25 protein-coding genes and 1 tRNA gene are annotated in these 23,581 nt (G+C 60.9%); 7 read left to right on the forward strand and 19 right to left on the reverse strand.

Annotation, left to right across the window (positions count from 1 at the left end; all coding sequences use genetic code 11):
- The first annotated feature begins 127 nt into the window (after positions 1–127).
- Positions 128–898 (forward strand): DeoR/GlpR family DNA-binding transcription regulator, encoded by a 771-nt coding sequence (locus tag HMPREF2635_RS12345; RefSeq protein ID WP_046647415.1) that lies wholly within the window; start codon positions 128–130, stop codon positions 896–898.
- On the opposite strand, the gene HMPREF2635_RS12350 is transcribed toward HMPREF2635_RS12345, so the two are convergent.
- Entirely contained in the window at positions 895–1,251 is a 357-nt protein-coding gene (locus tag HMPREF2635_RS12350) for a DUF3817 domain-containing protein (protein ID WP_046647365.1), read from the reverse strand. The genes HMPREF2635_RS12345 and HMPREF2635_RS12350 overlap by 4 nt on opposite strands.
- Positions 1,248–1,646, reverse strand: coding sequence for an SURF1 family protein (locus tag HMPREF2635_RS12355; RefSeq protein ID WP_070509754.1), 399 nt, complete (start codon positions 1,644–1,646; stop codon positions 1,248–1,250). The genes HMPREF2635_RS12350 and HMPREF2635_RS12355 overlap by 4 nt, the downstream gene beginning before the upstream one ends.
- Positions 1,647–1,789: 143 nt before the next feature.
- On the opposite strand from HMPREF2635_RS12355, the gene HMPREF2635_RS12360 reads away from it, so the two are divergent.
- A tRNA-Leu gene (locus HMPREF2635_RS12360) sits at positions 1,790–1,871 on the forward strand.
- Positions 1,872–2,236: 365 nt separating this feature from the next.
- Here the strand turns inward: HMPREF2635_RS12360 and rdgB are convergent.
- The 8 genes from rdgB to clpS form a co-directional block, all read right to left on the reverse strand.
- Positions 2,237–2,848, reverse strand: a complete 612-nt coding sequence (gene rdgB / locus HMPREF2635_RS12365; RefSeq protein ID WP_070821853.1) for an RdgB/HAM1 family non-canonical purine NTP pyrophosphatase — start codon at positions 2,846–2,848, stop codon at positions 2,237–2,239.
- Positions 2,842–3,570 (reverse strand): ribonuclease PH, encoded by a 729-nt coding sequence (rph, locus tag HMPREF2635_RS12370; protein WP_046647369.1) that lies wholly within the window; start codon positions 3,568–3,570, stop codon positions 2,842–2,844. Before rph ends, rdgB begins: the two co-directional genes overlap by 7 nt.
- 21 nt (positions 3,571–3,591) lie before the next feature.
- The gene (locus HMPREF2635_RS12375; RefSeq protein ID WP_046647370.1) at positions 3,592–4,359 is read right to left on the reverse strand and encodes an MBL fold metallo-hydrolase; all 768 of its coding nucleotides are present in this window, start codon (positions 4,357–4,359) and stop codon (positions 3,592–3,594) included.
- Positions 4,360–4,426: 67 nt separating this feature from the next.
- A complete protein-coding gene (gene murI / locus HMPREF2635_RS12380) occupies positions 4,427–5,203 on the reverse strand; it encodes a glutamate racemase (RefSeq protein WP_070509761.1) in 777 nt (258 codons plus the stop codon).
- On the reverse strand, positions 5,203–5,925 hold the full coding sequence (locus HMPREF2635_RS12385; protein WP_232751589.1) for a rhomboid family intramembrane serine protease: 723 nt from the start codon (positions 5,923–5,925) through the stop codon (positions 5,203–5,205). The genes murI and HMPREF2635_RS12385 overlap by 1 nt, the downstream gene beginning before the upstream one ends.
- A 13-nt stretch (positions 5,926–5,938) precedes the next feature.
- On the reverse strand, positions 5,939–6,883 hold the full coding sequence (locus HMPREF2635_RS12390) for a P1 family peptidase (RefSeq protein ID WP_070509763.1): 945 nt from the start codon (positions 6,881–6,883) through the stop codon (positions 5,939–5,941).
- A gap of 22 nt (positions 6,884–6,905) precedes the next feature.
- Positions 6,906–7,442 carry a DUF2017 domain-containing protein gene (locus HMPREF2635_RS12395; protein ID WP_046647374.1) on the reverse strand — a complete coding sequence of 179 codons (537 nt, stop codon included), beginning with the start codon at positions 7,440–7,442 and terminating at the stop codon, positions 6,906–6,908.
- Positions 7,443–7,445: 3 nt separating this feature from the next.
- Positions 7,446–7,781: an ATP-dependent Clp protease adapter ClpS gene (gene clpS / locus HMPREF2635_RS12400; protein WP_049155733.1), complete on the reverse strand. Its 336-nt coding sequence runs from the start codon at positions 7,779–7,781 to the stop codon at positions 7,446–7,448.
- Between the two features lie 88 nt (positions 7,782–7,869).
- Here clpS and HMPREF2635_RS12405 point away from each other — a divergent pair, with 88 nt between their 5' ends.
- The 3 genes from HMPREF2635_RS12405 to HMPREF2635_RS12415 are packed head-to-tail and all read left to right on the forward strand — an operon-like array spanning position 7,870 to position 11,843.
- Positions 7,870–8,451, forward strand: a complete 582-nt coding sequence (locus HMPREF2635_RS12405; RefSeq protein ID WP_070821854.1) for a spore germination YkwD domain-containing protein — start codon at positions 7,870–7,872, stop codon at positions 8,449–8,451.
- A 41-nt stretch (positions 8,452–8,492) separates the two neighbouring features.
- Positions 8,493–9,845: a nicotinate phosphoribosyltransferase gene (locus tag HMPREF2635_RS12410; RefSeq protein ID WP_080975094.1), complete on the forward strand. Its 1,353-nt coding sequence runs from the start codon at positions 8,493–8,495 to the stop codon at positions 9,843–9,845.
- Positions 9,846–9,881: 36 nt separating this feature from the next.
- Positions 9,882–11,843 (forward strand): ATP-dependent DNA helicase, encoded by a 1,962-nt coding sequence (locus HMPREF2635_RS12415; RefSeq protein ID WP_070821855.1) that lies wholly within the window; start codon positions 9,882–9,884, stop codon positions 11,841–11,843.
- Here HMPREF2635_RS12415 and HMPREF2635_RS12420 read toward each other — a convergent pair.
- The 4 genes from HMPREF2635_RS12420 to nrdF form a co-directional block, all read right to left on the reverse strand.
- Entirely contained in the window at positions 11,840–12,565 is a 726-nt protein-coding gene (locus HMPREF2635_RS12420; protein ID WP_070821856.1) for a peptidyl-tRNA hydrolase, read from the reverse strand. The two genes, HMPREF2635_RS12415 and HMPREF2635_RS12420, sit on opposite strands and share 4 nt — an antisense overlap.
- Positions 12,558–13,751: a phosphoserine phosphatase SerB gene (serB, locus tag HMPREF2635_RS12425; RefSeq protein ID WP_070821857.1), complete on the reverse strand. Its 1,194-nt coding sequence runs from the start codon at positions 13,749–13,751 to the stop codon at positions 12,558–12,560. The genes HMPREF2635_RS12420 and serB overlap by 8 nt, the downstream gene beginning before the upstream one ends.
- A gap of 103 nt (positions 13,752–13,854) precedes the next feature.
- Positions 13,855–15,546 (reverse strand): aa3-type cytochrome oxidase subunit I, encoded by a 1,692-nt coding sequence (gene ctaD, locus HMPREF2635_RS12430; RefSeq protein WP_070509772.1) that lies wholly within the window; start codon positions 15,544–15,546, stop codon positions 13,855–13,857.
- Between the two features lie 351 nt (positions 15,547–15,897).
- Positions 15,898–16,887, reverse strand: coding sequence for a class 1b ribonucleoside-diphosphate reductase subunit beta (nrdF, locus tag HMPREF2635_RS12435; protein ID WP_046647383.1), 990 nt, complete (start codon positions 16,885–16,887; stop codon positions 15,898–15,900).
- A gap of 125 nt (positions 16,888–17,012) precedes the next feature.
- Between nrdF and HMPREF2635_RS12440 the strand changes: the two genes are divergently transcribed.
- Positions 17,013–17,702 (forward strand): FadR/GntR family transcriptional regulator, encoded by a 690-nt coding sequence (locus HMPREF2635_RS12440; protein WP_070509775.1) that lies wholly within the window; start codon positions 17,013–17,015, stop codon positions 17,700–17,702.
- On the opposite strand, the gene nrdE is transcribed toward HMPREF2635_RS12440, so the two are convergent.
- From nrdE to ykgO, 4 genes are all read right to left on the reverse strand, one after another.
- Entirely contained in the window at positions 17,699–19,861 is a 2,163-nt protein-coding gene (gene nrdE, locus HMPREF2635_RS12445; RefSeq protein ID WP_070509791.1) for a class 1b ribonucleoside-diphosphate reductase subunit alpha, read from the reverse strand. The two genes, HMPREF2635_RS12440 and nrdE, sit on opposite strands and share 4 nt — an antisense overlap.
- Positions 19,862–19,924: 63 nt before the next feature.
- A complete protein-coding gene (gene nrdI / locus HMPREF2635_RS12450) occupies positions 19,925–20,350 on the reverse strand; it encodes a class Ib ribonucleoside-diphosphate reductase assembly flavoprotein NrdI (protein ID WP_070509778.1) in 426 nt (141 codons plus the stop codon).
- A 9-nt stretch (positions 20,351–20,359) separates the two neighbouring features.
- Positions 20,360–20,599 (reverse strand): glutaredoxin-like protein NrdH, encoded by a 240-nt coding sequence (gene nrdH, locus HMPREF2635_RS12455; RefSeq protein ID WP_046647387.1) that lies wholly within the window; start codon positions 20,597–20,599, stop codon positions 20,360–20,362.
- Between the two features lie 440 nt (positions 20,600–21,039).
- Positions 21,040–21,162: a type B 50S ribosomal protein L36 gene (gene ykgO / locus HMPREF2635_RS12460; RefSeq protein ID WP_003847162.1), complete on the reverse strand. Its 123-nt coding sequence runs from the start codon at positions 21,160–21,162 to the stop codon at positions 21,040–21,042.
- Between the two features lie 217 nt (positions 21,163–21,379).
- On the opposite strand from ykgO, the gene nadE reads away from it, so the two are divergent.
- Positions 21,380–22,195, forward strand: a complete 816-nt coding sequence (nadE, locus tag HMPREF2635_RS12465; RefSeq protein WP_369816130.1) for an ammonia-dependent NAD(+) synthetase — start codon at positions 21,380–21,382, stop codon at positions 22,193–22,195.
- A gap of 16 nt (positions 22,196–22,211) precedes the next feature.
- Here the strand turns inward: nadE and HMPREF2635_RS12470 are convergent, their stop codons facing one another.
- Positions 22,212–22,937 (reverse strand): fructosamine kinase family protein, encoded by a 726-nt coding sequence (locus HMPREF2635_RS12470; RefSeq protein ID WP_175973587.1) that lies wholly within the window; start codon positions 22,935–22,937, stop codon positions 22,212–22,214.
- Between the last annotated feature and the right edge of the window lie 644 nt (positions 22,938–23,581).

Consider the following 23,581-nt stretch of genomic DNA (forward strand, 5'->3'; position numbering starts at 1 on the left):
ACTGTCATACGCATTTCAATCACCTGTCCTGAAGCCTTGTGACAAGGGCTTTTACCTTGCCTAGCCACAGAATAAAGATTGAAACGTTCACTGTATATGGTCGTTTCAGTTCTATATGATCAGGGCCATGGACAAGGAAGAACGTCAGCGCAGAATCATCTGGGCGGTTGACTCGGGGAGCAAAACGGTCAACCAACTACAAGAACTCACTGGGGCCTCCGCGATTACCATCCGCCGAGATCTCACCGAGCTGGAAGAAGCTGGGGCACTCACGCGCTTTCATGGCGGCGCTCGCCCCGCTGTGCGACGGGGTGCCCGCTATCCCCTAGAGGTTCGCCGGAAAGAGGACCCCGCTGGCAAACGCGCTATTGCCGCAGAGGCGGCACGACTAGTCGAGCCCGGCTCCTGTGTTCTCATCGACTCGGGTACAACCCCCACAGCGGTCGCCCGCAACCTCGCCGGAATGGACATCACGGCCCTGGCGATGTCTCTGTACGCGGGCGCAGCATTAGCCAAGACGCCGGGCAGCGACGTCCTAATTCCAGGCGGAACCGTCAATAGCGACGATCTTGCGGTGTACGGGGCAGAAGCGGTTGACACAGTCATGTCCATGCGCTTCGACTTAGCAATCGTGGGTGTCTGCGCGTGCACTCCGTCGGTGGGCCTTATGTCCCCGAACCTTACCGAGGCCACCATCAAACGGGCCTACTTTAAAGCGGCCCGACGTGTCATCGTTGTCACCACACCAGAGAAGTTCACCCGCATGTCGGCCCACCGAGTGGCCACCTTTGACCAGGTCGACACGGTCATCACAACAACTGACCTATCCCCGGACATAGCCCAGGACGTGGTCGATTTTGGCGCCAACCTCACGATGGTGCCGGTAGAAGACTCTTAAAGCTGGAACTGCTCAACAACTTCAGTGCGGCGCTTGTGCTCCATCCAGAAGGAAAGGAACGGAACAACACCGGCGAGCGCCGTGGTAAAGAGCTTGCCTACCGGCCACATTGCACGCGGACCGAGGACCAGGATGGATACGAGGTAGACCATGTAGGCCACGCCGTGCGCTTGGGCGATGAGCGTAGCCCACGATGGCATCTCCATGCCCACGCCGTATTGCAGGATCATGCGCGCGACAAGAATGAGAAGGAAAATACCGGTAATCGTGGCGGCAATGGAAAAGAACTTCAGCGGGCCACGGATACGCGCCTGGCGGTCAGGATGGACAGCGTTGTTCACTGGGTTGCTCATAAATTCTCCTCTTCGGTGCCGCGACGGCGGCGCTGCTTGTTCATAGCGTTGAAGGTTTCCACATCAATCTGCGGACGGGGCGGTAGGAAATCTTCGTCGATTTTAGTCTCGGTGTGCTCCTTGGCCGCGCGCACGTCCTCTGCCTCATATTGGGCTGGCTCTTCTCCCCGCTGGAGGGCTTCGTTCTCGGCATCGATTCGCTCATTCTCGTAGCGCATGGCGGTGCGGTAAGCGTAAACAACAAATACCGCGAACAGCGGCCATTGGAAGGCGTATCCCAAGTTCTGGAAGGTTCCCGAACCGGAGCGGAACCGCGTCCATTGCCAGTAAGCAAGGAACAAAAAGAGCACGACGAAGAGCACGATGAGGACGATGTGCCACCATCGAACCTTCATCCGCTTTTTCGGTGCTGGGTTGGTGCTCACTCTGAACAGCCTACCCACCACGCCCGGAAAAGTGGATTTCCGTCTATAGCCTGCCGCCCTGTAGGCTAGTGACCGTTGCGCAGAGCAAAGAGCGCTCCGCAGCAACGAAACCAGCGCCCGTGGCGGAATTGGCAGACGCGCTAGATTTAGGTTCTAGTGTCTTATGACGTGTGAGTTCAAGTCTCACCGGGCGCACATAGTCTGACCCCGCACGGTTTCCGTGTGGGGTCTTGTCGCCACAGCGCTCGGCGAGCCCACATGGTTCTCTTCAGGCGGTTCCCCTCATCGGGTTCTTTTGGGGGGCAAAGAAACCACCTAAAGCACTGCAGAAGGTTCGTTTGGGGGAGGCGAACCATATGAGTAGAACCATGTGCGGAGGGACCAAAGCCACAGGACCATCTGCGAGGCAGCTTCTGCATTTCCCCAGGTGGTCTTCGCAGAATGTACGCAGGCGGTCCTTTCGAGTTTGGTCCCCCATCAACCAGCCCAGCTAGCGGACGCCGAGGCTTGCGGTGATGGCTCGGCGGATGCTGGGGCTCGTGGTGATGGCGGGCGGAGGCTTAGGCTTGGCCGGCAAGCGCCGCTAAGGGTTCGCGCAGTTGTGCAAGCGCGCGGCCGCGGTGCGAGACAGCGTTCTTCTCCTCCGGGGACATCTCCGCGGCGGAGCGGGATTCACCTTCGGGTTGGAAGAGCGGATCGTAGCCAAAGCCATTCTCGCCCTGCGGGGCGGTGAGCAAGGAGCCTGGCCAGCGGCCCTCCACCACGTGTTCCTGCCCATCCGGGGTCACCAGTGCGCAGACCGACACGAAGGCAGCCGCGCGGCGCTCGGCGGGCACGTGGGACATCTGCCCCAGCAGCAGCCGGTTATTGGCTTCATCGTCACCGTGGCCGCCCGACCACCGAGCAGAGAGCACACCTGGCATGCCGTTGAGTTCTTCCACCGCGAGGCCGGAATCATCCGCGATTGTCGCCAAACCGGTGTGCTCCACCCCGGCGCGCGCCTTGATCAGTGCGTTATCAGCAAACGTGCGGCCATCCTCCACGGGCTCCGGATAGGCCTCCACAGCGGACAGCGGGAGCAGCTCGATGCCTGCGATGCCGGCGTCGGCGAGGATCTTCTCTAGCTCCTTGAGCTTCTTGGCGTTATTCGAAGCGACGAGGAGTTTTACCATCCGAGGGCCGCCTTTTGAGCGTCGATAAGCTGGGCGCAGCCGGCTTGGGCAACGTCCAACATGTCGTTGAGCTCCGCGCGGCCAAACAGACCGTGCTCACCGGTGCCCTGAATCTCGACAAAGTCCCCGCCTTCCTGCATCACCACGTTGAGATCAACCTCCGCGCGGGAATCCTCCTCATAGGGCAGGTCCAAGCACACGTGACCATCGATGATGCCCACGGAAACCGCAGCGATCGGATCCAGCAGCGGCTCGCCCGGGACGACACCCTCCTCCTTGAGGTAGGCAATCGCATCAGCCAGCGCCACATACGCGCCGGTAATCGACGCCGTGCGGGTACCGCCATCTGCCTGCAGCACATCGCAATCCAGCTGGATGGTGTTCTCCCCCAGCTCGGACAGGTCCACGGCGGCGCGCAGGCTGCGGCCCACCAGGCGGGAGATCTCGTGGGTGCGGCCCTTGACCTTGCCCTTCATCGACTCGCGCGGCATGCGGTCGTGGGTGGCCGCAGGCAACATCGCGTACTCAGCAGTCAGCCAGCCCTCGCCGGAGTCCTTCTTGAAGCGCGGCACCCCGAATTCCACGGAAGCCGTACACATGACTCGGGTGTTGCCGAACTCCACCAAGACCGACCCGGCCGGGTTGGTGGTGAAGTTGCGGGTAATACGAACGCTACGGAGTTGGTCGAGCGCGCGACCATCGGCACGAGTGAAATCAGTCATGCCCCTACCCTACCGCGCGTGCTAAAAGTCGAGCTCCATCCCAGCAGCACCGACGACAATCTCACCGTCGAACTCACGGGCAGCTGCGGCATAGGTGGCGGCGGCATCGCCCCACGGCTGCAGGTGAACGAGCACCAGCTTCTTCACGCCCGCCTCACGCGCCAAGCGGCCAGCTTCTGCCCCCGACATGTGCATGTCCGGGGCCTTATCCTCCGAGGTCTCGCCCCATGCGGCCTCACAGAGGAAAACATCCACGCCCTGGGCAGCCTCAATGAGCGCGGGCGTATAGGCCGAATCCGCGGAATAGCACAGGGTAGAGCCGGCTTTAGCGTGCTCAACCCGCAAGGCATATGTCTCTACCGGGTGAACTGTGCGGAAGGGGGTGATATAGACATCGTCGACAAGCTGGCGTTCCCGATCCACCCAGGGACTGAACGCAAAGGTATCGCTCATGTCATCCACCCCGTCCGGAGTATCCGAGGACAGCCGGCCCAGGTGGGTCTCAGTCGTCGACGGCCCGAGGCAGAAATTGCGGGAGGCTGCGGGCTCTGTGGGGTGGAAGCGGCGCCACACCATCAAAGACGGAAAGTCCAGGCAGTGATCGGCATGGAGATGAGTTAACGCCACGTGTGCATCGCACGGATCCTGGAGTTCCTGCAGGCGTGCAAGCGTACCCGGGCCCAAGTCCATGATGATGGACGGAGCCGAGGGGAAAGACAGGAGATAGCCAGAGGCCGGATTACCCACGGTGGGCACCGAGCCGGAACAGCCTAGGATGGTCAGCTTCATGCGTTCAATAGTTCCACGAAACAATGGGGGATGCGGGATTTGGGTCGATTGTACATCCTCACCCGCTCTAAATCTTGGGCCCCAGGAAGCGCGCGGCTAAACGCTCGAAGGCGGCGTGGTCGCCAGTGCACTCGAAACTACGTGTGGGTACCTGCCCCGCCGGGGCCAGCATGTCCGTGTTGGTGAGGATGCGCAGAACATCCTTTGCAGTCTCCTCCGCCGAGGACACCAAGGTGACGTTATCCCCAATGGCGAGCTGGATGACGCCCGTCAGCAGCGGGTAGTGCGTGCAGCCAAGAACGAGCGTGTCGACGCCCGCCGACTGCAGCGGCGCGAGGTAGCCCTCGGCCACACCCAGGATCTGGCGCCCAGCGGTAATGCCGCGCTCGACAAAGTTCACGAAGTCCGGGCAGGCCACGGCCGTGCACTCAACATTCGGGTTGACGGCGAACAAATCCTGGTAGGCCCCGGAATTAATGGTTCCCTCCGTACCAATCACGCCAATCTTGCCGTTGCGGGTGGTGGCGATGGCGCGGCGCACGGCCGGGCGGATAACCTCCACGACCGGAATGGCATAGCGCTCGCGGGCATCGTGCAGGAAGGCGGCCGTGGCGGTGTTGCAGGCGATCACCAGCATCTTGCAGCCGCGCTCTACCAACTCGTCGGCGATGGCGGTGGAGAGCTCCCTCACCTCGGCGATGGGCCGCGGGCCGTAGGGGGTATGGGCGGTATCGCCGATGTAGATGATGGATTCGTCGGGAAGCTGCTCAACAATCGTGCGCGCGACAGTCAGGCCGCCCACGCCCGAATCAAAAATCCCGATCGGAGAGGTCGCGTCAGGCATTAACGCATCGCTCCCCGAGGCGCGGGCTTGACCTTCTTAATCGGGTCATCGGAGGTGATCACCATGCCCGCGACGATGCCACCGATGGCGCCGAAGAGGTGGCCCTGCCAGCTGACTCCCTCGTAGATCGGCAGCACGCCCCAAATGAGGCCGGAGTAGGCGAACCCTAGACCAACACCAATCAGGAACTGCCCCAGCGAGCGGTTAAAGATGCCGCGCACGATGAGATAGGCCAGCCAGCCATAGACCATGCCCGAAGCACCGATATGCGAGGTCCCCGGCCCGCCCAGCAGCCACGTGCCCACGCCGGCAATGAGCACCACGATGATGGTGACCTCCCACCACGCCTTGCGGCCCGACAAGCCGATCAGGAAACAAAAGATCGCACCAGGCAACGAGTTTCCGATGAGGTGCTCGAAGTTCGCGTGGAGCAGCGGCGCGGTGAAAATCCCCCAGATGCCGTTGAAGTCCAGCGGATGAATGCCGTACTGCCCCAGCTCGCTTCCAAAGAACAGGAAGTTAATGATGTGGATGATCCACTCGACGGCGAGGAATCCCACTGTGAGAGACGCGGCTGTTTTGAGGCGGCCGGCCCGCGTGTAATTCTTCGAATCGCCTGTATTAAGGAGGGGCTGCTGTCCCTGTCCCGCGGCAGCGGGGCGGGGTTGGAAGGGGTTAGGCTCATGCGAATGCTGCTGGCCAAAGGGTCCACTCGTCGTCATAATGCCTCCAACTCTAGCAAGCCCGCAGCGAGGAATACGCCTCCAAACCCAGCCCTGGGCTTGCACTCACCACGGCGTCAACGATGGCTGCCTCCACGGCATCGGCAGCAGCTGCGCTTAACGACGCCAACTCCGCCGGGCCGATGCCCTTCTCCGCTGAGCGGACTCCCGAGGCGGCAGCAAACAGCGTATCCCCATCCAGCGGGGAATGCGCTGGGCGCACAGCGCGGGCGATGCCATCGTGGCCCGCGAGGGCCAGGCGCTTGGTCTGGGCCTTGATTAAAGGAGCATCGGTCAACACCGCACCAATGGTGGTGTTCAACCGTGAAGATTCCGTGAAGGACTCGGCCAAGCTGCGGGCCGCGGCAAACCGCTCAACGTCGACGGCTGGTGCACCCGGTGCGCCAAACAAGCGCCCGGTCTCAGCATCGATCACCTGACCCACCGGGTTGGCCACGACGACGGCGGCGACGGAGAAGGGGGAGACGTCGACAAGCGCGGTGCCCACCCCACCCCGCACCTTGCCGGCACAGGCCCCGGTGCCCGCACCCACGCTGCCGCTCGTGGCGTCATGTCCTGCCAACGCGGCGCGTAGAGCCACCTCGCCGTCTGCCGCCGAGGGACGCTGCGGTCCGGCGAGCAGGTCGAAGATGACCGCGCCCGGGACGATAGGAACGCGCGGGCCGGGGATCTCCTCCCCAAAGACGGGGAAGCCAATCCCTGCTTCCTCCAGCCCGCGCATGACGCCACCCGCAGCGGCCAGCCCAAAGGCCGAGCCGCCTGCCAGAAGAAACGCATGAACGCGCTCGACCGTGTTGTGTGGCTCTAAAAGATCCGTCTCGCGCGTGCCTGGACCGCCGCCCCGCACGTCGACACCGGCCACGGCCCCCTGCTCGCCGCAGTAGATGACGGTGACGCCGGTGTCCTCACGTGTGACGTGGCCGACGGAAAAGCCCATGTCGGGAAGTGTGCGCACGGTGCTAGTCCATGAGAACGTCGAGCAGCGAATCCTGGCAGAAGGCCAGCCATTCCACGAGCGTATCGCGGTCCGCCCCAGGGGTATCCTCCGGCACGTCCCCGGCGGCGATATAGAGGCGCAGATCGTTAAGCCCCGCGAGGAAAGCATGCGCCTCTTCCTCACTAATAGCTACCTCTACCCCGCCAGTCGGCCCCAGCGCGGTGTTAATGACCTGTAGGTTCTCCAGCTTGGCGCGCGCAATGTCGTTCTCATGGAGCGAGCGCATGAGGGAATTGTCTCCATCGAATTCCTCATCCCCCGGCTTCTTGAAGTCCGGAAAGAGGCGGGCCAGCGACGGGTCTTCGGGGGCTTCGGTGTGGCCGGTGGGCATGTCGAGCATGTCCGCCAGCTCATCCTTCGGCGCCGACTGCGCGCGAGCGATGATGGCCTCAGACACCGTCGCGGTGAGGTCACCCAAGACTTCGCGCTCCATCGGCTCGAAAACAGCCGTGTACTTGGCGCCGCGCATGAAGGACTTTTTCTTCTTCCAAGCCTGCATAACCTACCCTGCCTGCTGCATTGTGGCCCAGAGGCCCGCGACCTGCAGCTTCTTCACGTCGGCTTCGACTTTGTCGCGTTCACCCGAGGACACGGCTGCCTTACCTTCGGTATGGACCTGCATCATCAGCTCGTTGGCTCGCTTCTTGTCATAACCTAAAACGGTCTGGAACACGTAGGAGACGTAGCTCATCAGGTTGACTGGATCATCCCAGACAATGCACATCCACGGCAGGTTTTCGCTCGTGGCGACGTCGACGTCAATCGCCTCATCCAGCTCCGGGGTGGCCATGGGTGAACTCATCACCACGCCCGCGGACGTTTCGTTGTGCGCTTTCATGCCCTCTACACTAGCTAAAATTCTCCGCGTCGCGAGCAGTTATACTGTCAGCGACCCTTAACCTGATTATCGTTTCCAGGTGGCATCAATGAATTCTTTCTCCCTTCCCCCAGCCGTTGTTGACATTCTCACGGGACGCCAACCGGCGAAGGAGGATGTCGTCCTCCTCCTCCTGCAACGAGTGCTGACCGTGCTCGTTCTCGGCGGCACGCTCGTGGCTGCCGTATTGAGCCTGACCAACCCGTCGAACGACGGCAGCTCGACGGATGCGGAACCCCCAATGTCGGAGGCGTGCGACTACGAGCTTCCCGACGTTTCCGTCCAACGTCAGCTCAACACCATCCAAGAGGAGCTGATAGGTGCGCTCAACACCTGGCGTAAGGAAGACGGCCAAGCCCCACTGGTGCCCTGGATCGACCGCCAAACCGCAGCCCGCGAAAAGGCAGAGTGCAACGCGGTGACCAAGACGCAGGAGCCATCGGAAGAAAATGTGCAGATGGTTCAGCACCACCTGCCCGTGGACAAGGCCAGCGCATATGAATTCGTCGAGGCCTTCCGGGCCTCCCCCGACCACGTGGCCGCCCTGCGGGATCGCCGGATGACCACCGCGGCCGTTGGCGTGGCTTATAACGACGGCGAGGTGTACGTCGTCATTCAGCTTGAGGAATAGAACAGCTGATTTTTTAGGACGCCCTGAGTAGCATCTTCGATGTGACTACTACCTCAGATAACGTCCGGGATGCCGGAAACGACCCTGCAGATCGTTCCACGGCCCTTCTTACCGATAAGTACGAGCTGACCATGCTGCAAGCGGCGCTGCGCGATGGCTCTGCGCACCGCCAGGTAGCCTGCGAAGTTTTTGCCCGCCGCCTTCCCAACGAACGGCGCTACGGCGTTGTTGCCGGCACCGAGCGCGTTCTCCGCGCTGTCCGGGACTTCCGTTTCACCGCCCAGCAACTGGCGGAGATGGACTTCCTGGATGCTCCAACACAGGAGTACCTGGCCAATTACCGTTTCTCCGGGCAGATCGATGGCTACCGGGAAGGCGAGCTGTACTTCCCCAACTCGCCACTGCTGACCGTGCGCGGCACCTTCGGTGAGTGTCTCATCCTGGAAACCGTGATCCTCTCCATCATGAATTCCGATTCCGCAGTGGCCTCCGCGGCCTCCCGTATGGTGGTTGCCGCGGACGGCCGTCCCATCATTGAGATGGGCTCGCGCCGCACGCACGAATACGCTGCGGTGACTGCTGCCCGCGCCGCCTATCTGGCAGGCTTCCAGGCCACCTCCAACTTGGAGGCCGGCTACCGCTATGACATTCCGGTCTCCGGCACCGCGGCGCACGCGTGGACGCTGGCACACGTCAACGAGGACGGCACCCCGAACGAGGAGGCCGCCTTCCGCGGGCAGATCGAAACTCTCGGCGTGGATACAACCCTGTTGGTGGATACCTATGACATCACCAAGGGCGTGGAAACCGCCGTCAAGGTGGCCGGACCCGAGCTGGGCGGCGTGCGGATCGATTCCGGCGATTTGGCCGCGGTCACCCGCCGTGTGCGCAAGCAGCTCGATGATTTGGGCAACCACAACACCAAGATCGTGGTCTCCTCCGACCTGGATGAGTTCGCCATCGCCGGTCTGCGCGGCGATCCCGTCGACGTCTACGGCGTGGGCACCTCGGTGGTCACCGGCTCGGGCGCCCCGACTGCTGGGATGGTCTACAAGGTCGTCGAGGTCGATGGCCATCCAGTGGCCAAGCGTTCCTCCTCGAAGAAGTCGCAGGGCGGGTCAAAGCGCGCCCTGCGCACCTACCGCTCCTCCGGGGTGGCCGTCGAGGAGCTCGTGCTCCCCTTCTCCTCCGAGAACCCAGAGACCGGGACGCTGCGCACCCGCGAGATGACGGTGCCGCTGATGCGCGACGGCGAGATCCTCGACAACCTGCCTACCCTCGAGGAATCCCGCGAGTACCTGGCCCAGGCCATCACCACCCTGCCGTGGGAGGGCCTCGCACTCACCCGCGATGAGCCCGCGGTTCCCACCCGCTTTATCGGCTTCGACGCTTAGGAAGTACGCGCGGGAAGACCGACTACACTGGCACCAATGCAGGACACAACGGTTGACCTCCTTGACGCCGCAGTCTCCGCCCTCGGTGGCTCGCGGCGCCCCGGCCAGGTGCGCATGGCGACGGCCGTGACCACTGCGTTGGAGAAAGAGCGCCACCTCGCCGTGCAGGCAGGAACAGGCACAGGTAAGTCCTTGGCCTACCTTGTGCCTGCCTTCCGCCACGCACAGGAAACCGGTCACACCGTCATCGTCTCCACCGCCACGCTGGCGCTCCAACGCCAGCTGGTGGAGCGGGACCTTCCACGTCTGGCCGAGGCCCTCGAGCCGCACCTAGAAAAGAAGCCGACCTTCGCCATCATGAAGGGCCGCTCCAACTACGTCTGCCTCAACAAAGTCTCCCGCGCCGCTGAGCTTGAGGACGAGGACGCCTTGCTCGACGAAGACGCTGTTTCCCACCTCGGCCGCCACGTCCAGCGCGTCTACGAGTGGGCGGAAGACACCGAGACTGGTGACCGCGAGGACTTGGAACCGGGCGTGCCAGACTTAGCGTGGCGGCAGGTATCCGTCACCTCGAACGAGTGCCTCGGTGCCACGCGCTGCCCGCACGGCGAAGACTGCTTCGCGGAGCTCGCACGGCGCCGCGCGGCCGACGTCGATATCGTCGTCACCAACCACGCCCTGCTCGCCATCGACGCAGTAGCAGACATCAATATCCTGCCGGAACACGATGTCGTCATCATCGATGAGGCCCACGAGCTAGATGGCCGCATCACCTCGGTTTCTACCGCCGAAATCACCGGGCGCGCGCTGAAGATGGCGGCCAGCCGCGCCAAGTCTCTCGGCGCCAACGGCAAGGACCAACGCCTCGCTGAGCAGGCCAACGAGCTGAGTCAACTCCTCGGAGAATTCGCGCCAGGCCGCTGGACCGACTTGCCAGAGGAAGCCAAACAGCAACTCATGAGCGTGGCGGACACGCTGGCCGACTGCCGCGACACCATCGCCCGCGCACCCGAGGGCGAACAGTCCCAAGACCCGGAAAAATCTGCGGAGCGCCAGAACCTGACCAATCACCTCGCTAGCCTCGTCGAAGCCATCGCTCGCATCCTTGACGTTTTCGCTACCGGTGACCCCGCCGCACATGCCGACGTAGTCTGGCTGGAGCGCGATGAGCGCACGCTGAACGACACCCTAGCCGTAGCCCCTCTGTCCATCGCTGGCATGCTGCACGAAAAGCTCTTCGGCGAACAAACCGTGGTGCTGACCTCCGCCACCCTGGCATTGGGCGGGCGCTTCGACGCCATGGCCGCACAATGGGGCCTGCCGAAGGGCACGTGGGACAGCCTTGATGTGGGTTATCCTTTCGACCCCGCGCGCAGTGGCATCTTATATACCGCGTCGCACCTACCGCAGCCGGGCCGTGACGGCCTCAGCCCCGAGACGCTCAAGGAGATCCGCGAGCTCATCATGGCTGCGGGCGGGCGCACGCTCGGGCTCTTCTCCTCGCGGCGAGCCGCGCAGCAGGCAGCCGAGGAACTCAAGCCCACGCTCCCCTTCGATATCTACCTCCAGGGCGAGGACTCCATCGGCGCTCTCGTGGACAAGTTCACGAAGAACGAAAACTCCTGTCTTTTCGGCACGCTAACCCTTTGGCAGGGCGTCGACGTACCGGGTCCTGCTTGTTCCCTGGTCCTCATCGACCGCATTCCCTTCCCCCGCCCGGATAACCCCCTCATGCAGGCTCGCACCGAGGCCGCGAAGGCCGCCGGGCGCAACGGCTTCATGGAAGTCTCCGCCACGCATGCTGCATTGCTTATGGCCCAAGGCGCGGGCCGTTTGCTGCGCTCTGCTAACGACCGCGGCGTCGTCGCAGTACTGGATAACCGCTTAGTAACCAAGCGCTATGGCTCCTACTTGAGGGCCTCGATGCCACAGATGTGGCCCACGAGCGACCCGCACGTCGTGCGCGGGGCTCTCCAGCGCCTAGTCGAAGCCCGTTAGGGGCGGCGCAGCGCGCAGACCGTAGCTGAGTCTGGGGCAACTTCGGTGAAGCCGGCGTCGTGCACCACAACAGCACCGGGGCGAGCGCATGCCGCTGCAAAGTCCGCAGTGCCGAGTTCGCGCACGGAAAGCGAAAAGTCCCGCGCTGCCCAGTCCTCTACTTCCTTGAAGCTTATTGCCGCAGCCAGCAGCATTGAACCATGCCCCACTTGCGCCGCAGCCTTTCCGGCGCTCATGGCAAGGGATGAGTCGATGTAGATCACGGGGGCGTCGGCAAGCGCGGGGCCCGGCTCATCCTGCGGGAGATCAGTATGGCCGATCTGCAGCTTGGCGACGAGCGGGTGCACATCCTGTACCGCCGAGGGGACGAAGACACGCGCGCGGTCATTGACAGTGACCCCAGGCAGAGCCTGTACATCGCGCCACGCCTTGTTGCGCGCCCGGCGGGCCACCTTGCGGATGCGGTGGCCGTACCACTGCCCCAAGGCCTCGGCGAAGGCCCCATCCTGCCCGGCCCGATCGTCGAGGCAGAGCTTGACCACGCCCCGCGCCGCTGCCTCCAACACCTCCGTGCGCGTGGGTGTGTCTTGCTTGGGCAGGTTGAGCGCTATCTGCATCGCCTGGATGGTCTCGGGCTTGTTGGGGTCCTCGGGATCCTCCCGCCAGCTGCGCTCGCTGCACGCGGCCACGAGGCGACGGTGGGCCTCGCGGAGGTTATTCACTGGCAACTTCCTCCATGGGGATACCCAGGATTTGCAGGATTTCATCCATGTAGGGGTGGTTGACCGAGGTATCCGCAACCTCTCGCAGCGCGGGTTTGGCGTTGAAGGCGATGCCCAAGCCGGCAGCGGAGATCATGTCGATATCGTTGGCACCGTCACCAACCGCCACGGTCTGCCGCATGCTCAGGCCCGAATCCGCAGCAAATTCGCGCAGGAACATCTCCTTGGCCTTACGGTCCACGACGTCCCCGATGACCCGGCCGGTGAGCTTGCCGTCCTCGATCTCGAGGGTATTGGCGCGCACGTAGTCGAGGTCGAGCTCTTTAGCTAGATCCTCGAGGACCTGAATGAAGCCGCCAGACACCACCGCAACGCGGTAGCCCATGCGCTTGAGCGTGCGGATGGTGGTGCGCACGCCTGGAGTCAGACGAATATCGTTGGCGGTTTCCTTAATCACCGTTTCCGGCAACCCGGCCAAGGCGGCGACGCGCTCGCGGAGAGACTCTTCGAAGTCCAGCTCACCGCGCATAGCGCGCTCCGTCACGGCGGCAACCTCTGCCTCCTTGCCGGCGTGGGCGGCCAACATCTCGATAACCTCGCCGGTGATGAGGGTGGAATCGCAGTCAAAGCAAATAAGCCGCTTTGAGCGGCGTTGCAGGCCGGAGCGCTCGATGGCGATGTCCACGCCCTGCTCCGTGGCCAAGCGGGCCAACATGGCGCGAACAGGGTCAGAGGAGCCATCGATCGTGATGTAGAGCTCCAGGCCGTTGAGCGGGTACGTGGACAGGCCGCGGATGCGGTCGATGTTGACATCGAGGTTGGCCAACTCTTTGGCAATCGCCGACATGTGGCTTGCGTTGACTTGACGGCCCAGCACCACGACGACGTGTGTCGAGCGCGGGCGGGAGGTGGCTTCCTCCTCCCGGGGCTCCACGGTGATGGACTGCGCATAGATGCTCAACGTGTTGCGCAGCCCCTGCTCCATGGCCTCCAGACGCGAGGCGCTGACACGGATGTACGCAGAGAGGGAGATGCGGCCGGAGAAGATGGCCTGTTCGGCGTCGACAAGCTCGACGTTATGGGAGCTAAGAACGCGGAAGAAGGCGGCAGACACGCCTGGTTTGTCGGGACCTGAGGCGGTGACAACGGCGAAAACTTGTTCACTTTGATTATCCACGGGCCTCATTATCGCACACCGCGATCCTGGAATCTCCACCAACGGCAAACGCCGCCACCCCATCGCTGTGATGGGGTGGCGGCGTTTTCAGGAGTACTCAGCTAGTGAGTGCTTAGTGCCCGACGTGTGCTTCCTCGCGCATGCGCTTAACCATGTGCGGGTAGTGCAGCTCGAAGGCCGGGCGCTCAGAACGGATGCGCGGCAGGGACACGAAGTTGTGGCGCGGCGGCGGGCAGGAGGTAGCCCACTCGAGGGAGTTGCCGTAGCCCCACGGATCGTCCACGGTGACGATCTCGCCGTAGCGCCAGGACTTGAAGACGTTCCAGACCAGCGGGATAACCGAAGCGCCCAGGACGAAGGAGAAGATGGTGGAAATCTGGTTGAAGACCGTGAAGCCATCAGACTCCAGGTAGTCGGCGTAACGACGCGGCATACCCATGTTGCCCACCCAGTGCTGAACCAGGAAGGTGCCGTGGAAGCCGATGAAGGTCAGCCAGAAGTGGATCTTGCCCAGACGCTCATCCAACATGCGGCCGGTCATCTTCGGGAACCAGAAGTACAGACCACCGAAGGCGGAGAAGACCACGGTACCGAACAGGGTGTAGTGGAAGTGAGCGATAAGGAAGTAGGACTCTGCGAGGTGGAAGTCCAACGCCGGGGAGGCCAGCATAATACCGGTCATACCACCGAAGAGGAAGGTGGTCAGGAAGCCCATGGCGAAGATCATCGGGGTATCCCAGGTGATGTGGCCCTTCCACATGGTGCCGACCCAGTTGAAGAACTTCACGCCGGTCGGAACCGCAATCAGGAAGGTCATAAAGGAGAAGAACGGCAGCAGGATGGCGCCAGTCACGAACATGTGGTGTGCCCACACAGCCATGGACAGAGCACCAATGGCCAGCAGGGCGAAGACGAGGCCGATGTAGCCGAAGACCGGCTTACGGGAGAAGACCGGGACAATCTCAGAGATAATGCCGAAGAACGGCAGTGCGAGGACGTAGACCTCTGGGTGGCCGAAGAACCAGAAGAGGTGCTGCCACAGGATGGCGCCGCCGTTGGCAGAGTCATAGATGTGGCCGCCCAGCTTGCGGTCATACAGAACACCCAGAGCCGCAGCAGTCAGCAGCGGGAAGATCATCAGCACGATGATGGAAGCGGTAAAGATAGCCCAGGTGAAAACCGGCAGACGGAACATGGTCATGCCCGGCGCACGCAGGGTGAGAATCGTGGTGATCATGTTGATGGCGGAAGCAATGGTACCGACACCGGTAGCACCCACACCAACGATCCACATGTCCGCGCCGATGCCCGGGGTGTGGACGGAATCAGCCAGCGGCATGTACATGGTCCAGCCGAAGTCAGCAGCGCCGCCCGGGGTCAAGAAGCCCGCGAGCATAACAATGCCGCCGGTCAGGGTAATCCAGAAGCCGAAGGCGTTCAGACGCGGGAAGGCCACGTCCGGTGCGCCAATCTGCAGGGGCATAACGTAGTTACCGAATGCCCACACCACTGGTGTAGCAAACAGCAGCAGCATGACAGTGCCGTGCATGGTGAACAGCTGGTTGAACTGCTCGTTGGACAGGAACTGCAGTCCTGGGGTGAAAAGCTCAGCGCGAAGCAGCAGAGCCATGAATCCACCGAGGAAGAAGAAGCTGAAGGACATGATCATGTACATGATGCCCAGCTGCTTGTGGTCGGTGGTGGTTAGCATCATCCAAGCCTTGGAACCGGTCTTTGCGTTACCAGTCGGCTCTGGACGTGTAGGCGCGACGTAATCGTCGAGCCGTGGCGCCACAGCGGTCATAAAATCCTCCTGAAGAACAAGTGCTTAACCACATCGGCATCACGCGTTTTCTCGCGCCACACACTCAGTGGTCAAACACCTAGGTTTACTCGCATTATATTAGGCCACCTCAGGGCCGAATTTCCAGCGCTCTGTTATTTTCCGCCAACCTTGCTAACCCCGTTTGGAGCAGATAACGCCATGTACGTGGCCAACTGCCCACACTACGCCCTAGCATACGGTGATCTAGAACACAGCAACGCGGGGGTGTCGTCCCCCAAAACCCGAAAACGCACCCCCTGAAAGAATCAACCTTTCGGATGATCCCTGCCAGAAGGTGCGGTACGGCGACAGGTAAATGCGAGGAACTAGCTAGAAGTCCCAGTCATCATCGGTCGTTTCCTCCGCCTTACCAATGACATAGGAGGAGCCGGAGCCGGAGAAGAAGTCGTGGTTCTCGTCCGCGTTCGGGGACAGCGAGGACAGGATGGCCGGAGACACGCGGGTCTCATCAGCCGGGAACAGCCCCTCGAAGCCGAGGTTGTTCAGAGCCTTGTTGGCGTTGTAGCGAAGGAAGCGCTTCACATCTTCGGTCCAGCCCAGCTCGTCATACAGATCCTCGGTGTAGTCGATCTCGTTCTCGTAGAGGTCGTAGAGCAGGTCGAAGGCATAGCCCTTCATTTCCTCCTGCTCCGGCCCCGACAGCTTCTTGTACCCCTGCTGGAACTTGTAGCCGATGTAATAGCCGTGGACGGCCTCATCGCGGATGATGAGGCGAATGATATCCGCGGTGTTCGTCAGCTTCGCGCGCGAAGAGAAGTGCATCGGCAGGAAGAAACCGGAGTAGAAGAGGAAGGACTCCAGCAGCGTGGAGGCGACCTTCTTCTTCAGCGGATTGTCACCCTGGTAATAGGACATAACAATCTTGGCCTTGCGCTGCAGGTTCTCATTTTCCTCAGACCAGCGGAAAGCATCGTTGATCATCGGGGTCGACGCTAGCGTCATGAAGATATTGGAGTAGGACTTCGCGTGCACCGACTCCATGAAGGCGATGTTGGTGTAGACGGCCTCTTCGTGGGGCGTGACGGCGTCGGGAAGCAGCGATACCGCACCCACGGTGCCCTGGATAGTGTCGAGCAACGTCAGGCCAGCGAAGACGCGCATGGTGGTCTCCTGTTCCTTCTCCGTGAGCGTCTTCCAGCTCTGGATGTCGTTGGACACCGGGACCTTCTCTGGGAGCCAGAAGTTGCCGGTTAGACGATCCCACACCTCAAGATCCTTCTCATCTGGAATGGTGTTCCAGTTGATTGCCTTCACCGGAGCCTCGTGGCTGGCGATGTAATCGTCGTACTCGTGAGACACGCACGTCACCTCGTCTTACTAGTAATTTGTGAGTCTGGTGCCATCGTACCCGGTAAAACTAGGGGCCAAAATTCCTGCGTGTTTTATACTTAAGCCCTACTCCCACGACCCCGAGTTTCGATGGAATGACTGAACCCTCCACTCCCCTACTCAGCACCGTTTTGGACGCGTTGGGCACTGATATCGTCAGTGGCGCCCTCCCCGCCGGTGAACGTTTTACGCTCAACGACCTCTGCGAACGCTTCGGCATTTCCCGAACCGTGGCGCGCGAAGCCATGCGCGCACTGGAGCAACTGGGAATGGTCTCTTCCTCGCGCCGCGTCGGCATTACGGTGCTCCCCATCAGCGAATGGGCGGTCTACGATCCCGCCATCATTTCGTGGCGCCTGGGCTCGGAGAAAGCGCGCGATAGCCAGCGCACCTCCCTTAATGATCTGCGCCTTGCCATCGAGCCTGTCGCCGCGGGCTTAGCCGCACAGCACGCCTCCCCTGAAGATAAGGAAGAGATTCTGGAGCTGGCCCAGCGCCTCCAGGTCACGCCCACGCGGCGCGTCGGCGAGCACCTCGCCACAGATCTGCGCTTCCACGCCATGGTCCTCCACGCCTCAGGCAATGAGATGTTCTCAGCGCTGAGCCCCTACCTGCTCTCCATGGTGCGCGGGCGTTCGCTCTATGGTTCCCGCAAGCGAAACCCGACGGCCGGTACCGCCCAACTTCATCTCGATTTGGCAGAAGCCATCAACCGCGGCGACTCACCTGAGGCAGAAAAAATCGCACGCGCCATCTTGCTTGAGGCGCGTGCGAATAAGGGTTAGAGCATGCAGGAAACGCAGCCCTCAATCTCAGTACCTTCCAGAGCCATCTGGCGCAGGCGGATGTAGTAAAGGGTCTTAATGCCCTTGCGCCAAGCGTAAATCTGGGCGCGGTTGATATCGCGGGTAGTAGCGGTGTCCTTGAAGAACAGCGTCAGCGACAGACCTTGGTCAACATACTTCGTGGCCTCGGCGTAGGTATCGATGATCTTCTCGTAGCCGATCTCGTAGGAGTCCTTGAAGTACTCCAGGTTGTCGTTGTCCATGTGCGGCGCCGGGTAGTAGACGCGGCCGATCTTGCCTTCCTTGCGGATCTCAATCTTCGACGCAATCGGGTGAATCGAGGAGGTTGAGTTATTGATGTAGGAGATCGAGCCGGTCGGCGGCACCGCCTGCAGGTTGCGGTTGTAAATGCCATGCTTGGCGACGTCCGCCTTCAGCTCCGCCCACTCCTCTACCGACGGGGTGTGGATGGACGACTTAGCGAAGAGTTCCTTGACCTTCTCCGTGCGGGGAGCAAAGTCGGCCGGATCGTAGCGGTCGAAGAATTCGCCGCTCGCGTATTCAGATTCCGGGAACTCCGTGAAGTATTCGCCGCGTTCACGCGCCAGCTTGTTAGATGCGCGCAGCGCGGCATACATGATGGCCGCAAAGTAGGCGTTGGTGAAATCGAGGCCTTCCTCCGAGCCGTACTCGATGTGCTCGCGACCGAGATAACCGTGCAGGTTCATCTGCCCCAGGCCAATGGCGTGGGAATCATCGTTGCCCTTGCGCACGGAAGGCACGGAGTTGATGGAGGTCTTGTCTGCCACAGCGGTCAATCCGCGGATGGCCGTTTCCACCGTGAGGGCGAAATCCGGAGAATCCATGGTCGCGGCAATGTTGAGGGAGCCAAGGTTGCAGGAAATGTCACTGCCCAAGGTCTTGTAGGTGAGGTCCTCGTTGAGCTCCGACGGGGAGTTCACCTGCAGAATCTCCGAGCAGAGGTTCGACATGTTGATGCGCCCAGTCTTGACCGGGTTGGCACGGTTCACGGTGTCCTCGAACATGATGTACGGGTATCCGGACTCGAACTGCAGCTCCGCGACGGTCTGGAAGAAGTGACGAGCGTTGATCTTCTTCTTGCGAATACGCGGATCCTCGACCATCTCTTCGTAGTGCTCGGTGACGGAAATATCGCCGAAGGCCTTACCGTAGACCCGCTCAACATCGTACGGGCTGAACAGATACATGTCGTCGTTGTTCTTGGCCAGCTCGAACGTAATATCCGGGATCACGATGCCGAGCGAGAGAGTCTTGATACGGATCTTCTCATCCGCGTTCTCGCGCTTGGTGTCGAGGAAGTTCATGATGTCCGGGTGATGCGCGTTGAGGTAGACCGCACCAGCACCCTGACGAGCACCCAGCTGGTTGGCGTAGGAGAAGGAGTCCTCGAGCAGCTTCATTACGGGGATGACGCCGGAAGACTGGTTCTCGATGTGCTTGATGGGTGCGCCCGACTCGCGGATATTAGACAGCAGCAGAGCGACGCCGCCGCCGCGCTTGGACAGCTGCAGAGCAGAGTTAATGGAGCGACCAATCGACTCCATGTTGTCCTCAATACGCAGCAGGAAGCAGGAAACCAGCTCACCGCGCTGCGCCTTGCCGGCGTTGAGGAACGTCGGGGTGGCCGGCTGGAAGCGGCCGGTCATGATCTCATCGACGAGGCGCTCCGCCAGCTTCGTGTCGCCGTCAGCCAAGAACAAGGCAGTCATGGATACACGGTCCTCGAAGCGCTCGAGGTAGCGGCGGCCGTCGAAAGTCTTCAGCGTGTAGGAGGTGTAGTACTTGTAGGCACCCAGGAAGGTCTTAAAGCGGAACTTAAAGGCGTAGGCGCGCTTAAACAGGGACTTGATGAACTCAAAGTCATACTGCTCGATCAGTCCCGGCTCGTAGTACTTGTTTTCTACCAGGTAGCGCATCTTTTCTTCCAAGTCATGGAAGTAGACTGTGTTCTGGTTGACGTGCTGGAGGAAGAACTGGTTCGCGGCCTCGCGGTCCTTGTCGAACTGAATCTTGCCATTCTCGTCATACAGGTTCAGCAGGGCGTTGAGCGCATGGTAGTCCAGCTGCTCTTCCGGCTTCACAGGTTCAGCGACGGTCTTACCCAGTTGCGTGGTCACGACGTTCACGGGCCTTTCTTTGCTATGGCGAAATGGAGAGATGGGTTGGTAGGAATTAAAGCCTTAGGCGGCTAAACCTAAAGCGGCCGCGTTGGCCAAGAGGCCTTCACGGCAAATTGTGACATCTTCCTCGGTTCCGAGAAGTTCGAAGCGGTACACATAAGGAACCTTACACTTGGCTGCGATGACCTCGCCGGCCTTGCCAAAGTCACTGCCGAAGTTGCTGTTACCTCCGGCCACGACGGCACGAATGAAACTGCGGTTGTGTTCGTCATTCAGGAAACGAATGACTTGCCTGGGGACAGGCCGCGTGTTCCGCCCGCTCATCGATACCCCTCCCCCATACGTCGGACAAATCAAGACGTAGGGCTCATTCACAGTGATGGGCTCATCGCTGAGACGCAGCGGGATGCGGACGTTGGGAAGGCCGAGCTTCTCGACGAAGCGGTGGGTGTTTTCTGTAGCGGAAGAGAAATACACGACCAACATGGTTTTGCCCTAGGCGCTCGCCGCCATCGCAGAGAGTGCCTTGATGCGGTCAGGACGGAAGCCGGACCAGTGCTCACCGTGCGCCTCAACGACCGGTGCTTGGACGTACCCCAGAGCCATCACGTAGTCGCGGGCATCATCATCCAGGGAGATATCCACCGTCTCGTATTTGAGGCCAGCACGGTCGAGGGCCTTCTTGGTGGCGTTGCACTGGACACAGGCTGGCTTGGTGTAGAGGGTGATGCTCATGTGACGTTCCTTTAGCTTCCTTCGGCACTACACGCGGAGTGACTGTTGAATTCGATACGAGCAGAGCGTTTAGCGGCTCTGCATGCGAGCTCTGAGCGGTGATGTAGGGCCGCCGCCCGAGCAACATCAACGACACTATACTTTGTGCCCACAACCCGCAACCGACACAATATGTAGTAGTTACATGGCTGGTATTCCCAGGATGTAACTCGGCCCGACCCCACATGTTGACACCCCGCCACAACCCCCACCGCCACGGCGGTAACTACACGGGTGATATTCCCTGCACGTTTACCAAACATTCACTCAGTTTGTGACAAAGTCCACAAATGGGAGCAGGCCACCCCGCGACGCCTCCCCCGATCCCAGCCGGCGAAGGGAGGCATAAAAAAATCCGCCGCCCCACAATGCGGGGACGGCGGACCGAGGACACTCGTTTCTTAGCCCTGGCGAGCCTTGAAGCGCGGATCCTTCTTGTTGATCACGAAGACCTTACCGTGGCGGCGAATAACCTGGGCGCCCGGCTTCTTCTTCAGCGACCGAAGCGACTTGCGAACCTTCATCGGGCGCTCCTTTCGTTATGCGCAATCTTGATGCGATTGATTAGTTCAAAGCACAGCTGGGCAGACACCCAGCAATGACACGAGGAAAAATATTACCCCACGAGTGCCTCATTACCAAAACACTCACGTCACCGAGAACTAGCCACGCCAATTTTTCCCCGAGCCAACCTGGCAGACCCTCGGACCACCGCTGCGCGTGATGGCTACCATGGTCGCTATGACACAAGCATCCAGGGAGCTTCAACAAGAGATCATCGCTGCGCTAGGGACGAAACCTTTCATTGATCCGGCAGAGGAGATTGAACGCCGTGTCGACTTCCTCGCCACGTATCTGCGCAACACCGGCGCTCAGGGCTTTGTTCTCGGTATTTCCGGTGGCCAGGATTCTACCCTTGCCGGCCGCTTGGCCCAGCTGGCCGTCGAGCGTGTCGATGGCGCACACTTTTGGGCCGTACGTCTTCCCCACGGCACGCAAGCGGACGAGGACGATGCGCAAGTAGCGCTCGATTTCATCCAGCCCGATTACCGGCTCACCATCAACATCGCCGACGCCACAGCGGCTCTCGCCGGCGCCGTGGCTTCCGCACTCGACACGGAGCACTTGAACGATTTCAACCGTGGGAATCTCAAGGCGCGCCTGCGCATGTCCGCCCAATATGCGGTGGCTGGTGAGGTCGGCGCACTCGTTATCGGAAGCGACCATGCCGCCGAAAACGTCACGGCTTTCTTTACCAAGTGGGGCGATGGCGCTGCCGACATCCTGCCTCTCGCCGGGCTCAACAAGCGCCAGGGCGCTCAACTTCTCGAGCACCTCGGGGCACCCGAGTCCACGTGGAAGAAGGTTCCTACCGCCGACTTGGAGGATGACCGCCCACAGCTATCTGATGAGGAAGCACTCGGCGTGACCTATGCCCATATCGACGACTACCTCGAGGGCAAGGCCGTGCCTGACGACGCCCGCGAGCGCATCGAAAGCCTCTGGCGCCGCGGCGCCCATAAGCGCGCCATGCCGCCAGGACCCACTAGTGCCTAACGCCTCACAAGGAAGACTATCCGCCCAACGCTTCGAGCGTGGCACGTGCGGCCCGCTCGAGCGGTACATAATACGCGGGACCATGCGTCATCGAATGAACCGCCAGCGGGTGTAGTTGATGCACCGGCACCCACTGGTGATACTCCTCCCCCACCCCATAACCACGCAGTATCTCGCCATAGTACGGCGTGCCAAATAGCTCCAGCATGGCCAAATCCGTCCACGGGTGTCCGCCGTGTGCGGCTGGGTCGATCATCACGGCCGACGAGGCAGTAAACAATACGTTTCCTGCCCACAGGTCGCCATGAATTCGCGCCGGTTTCACGTCCCACTCAACGGCTTTTATAGCCTCGCATGCTTGTCGAACTATCCCCTGTAGCTCTTGAGGCAGTCCTCCTATAAAAGGCGACACCCGCTGCTCGGCGTAGAACTCGCCCCAGGATTCGCATGGTTCGCAGCGTTGTTCCACGCGTCCAATGAAATTCGCGCCCTCCCAGCCCGCCGGCGGCGCGCCGAAAGCGGGCGCTCCTGCTTCATGGACCGTACGGAGCGCAGCACCAAAAGCGCGGGCAGCGAGGGCACTCGGTCGCGACTGCTCAACCCGCCGAGTGCTAATAGATGTGGGGGTGACTTCGGCGACGTCCACGACGACGTCGCCATGCGCCTGCGCCAGCCATCTCAACCCAGCAGCCTCGGCACCAGCTTGATCAGGACGGGACACGGTCTTGGTGAAAACATCCATGTTCCCAGCATAGGAAAAGGCCGGCTCCATAACAGAGACGGCCACTGGTGGAGCTAACGGGATTCCATCGGTTTCTAAATATTACCCCTTGCCTAGCTGGCATTATGCCTATTTAACCTGCATTTATTTTAGGTAATTTCTAACATCATTATATGACACAAAACGGCGCTAGAGTTCCCCGAAGGTTCCCCAATATGCAGAACGAAAACGAAAAGAAAAAGGCCCGAAGTATAAGCCCCATCGTTCGTGGGGGCGAATTGAGCAACGCGGAAAAAATAGGTGGCGTGCCAGTTTCAAACACCAAGGCATTTTGCACAGAGCACCGATCACCTTTAAAGAAAAGAAGGACGCCGAAAGTTGGTTGAACCGCAATAAGGCAGACATCGATAAGGCAGAGGCATCGGGGATTAAATGGATCTCCCCCGCTGAAAAAGAGAAGCTAGAGCTGACAAACAGCACAACCGTGGAACAGCTAATAGACCTTTGGCTAAACGAGAGCGACAGCATTACAAAAGAGAGCACTAGGCAATTCCATCGCCGCCGGATGACAGCCTTCTCCTTGAACTCAACGGAATACCTTCTAGGCATAGTTCAATCCTTCCTTAGCTGAGGAATGTGATGTCTAGCGACTTTTTGGACACGGA

The organism is Corynebacterium sp. HMSC035E02, assembly GCF_001836065.1.
Taxonomy (GTDB): domain Bacteria; phylum Actinomycetota; class Actinomycetes; order Mycobacteriales; family Mycobacteriaceae; genus Corynebacterium; species Corynebacterium hiratae.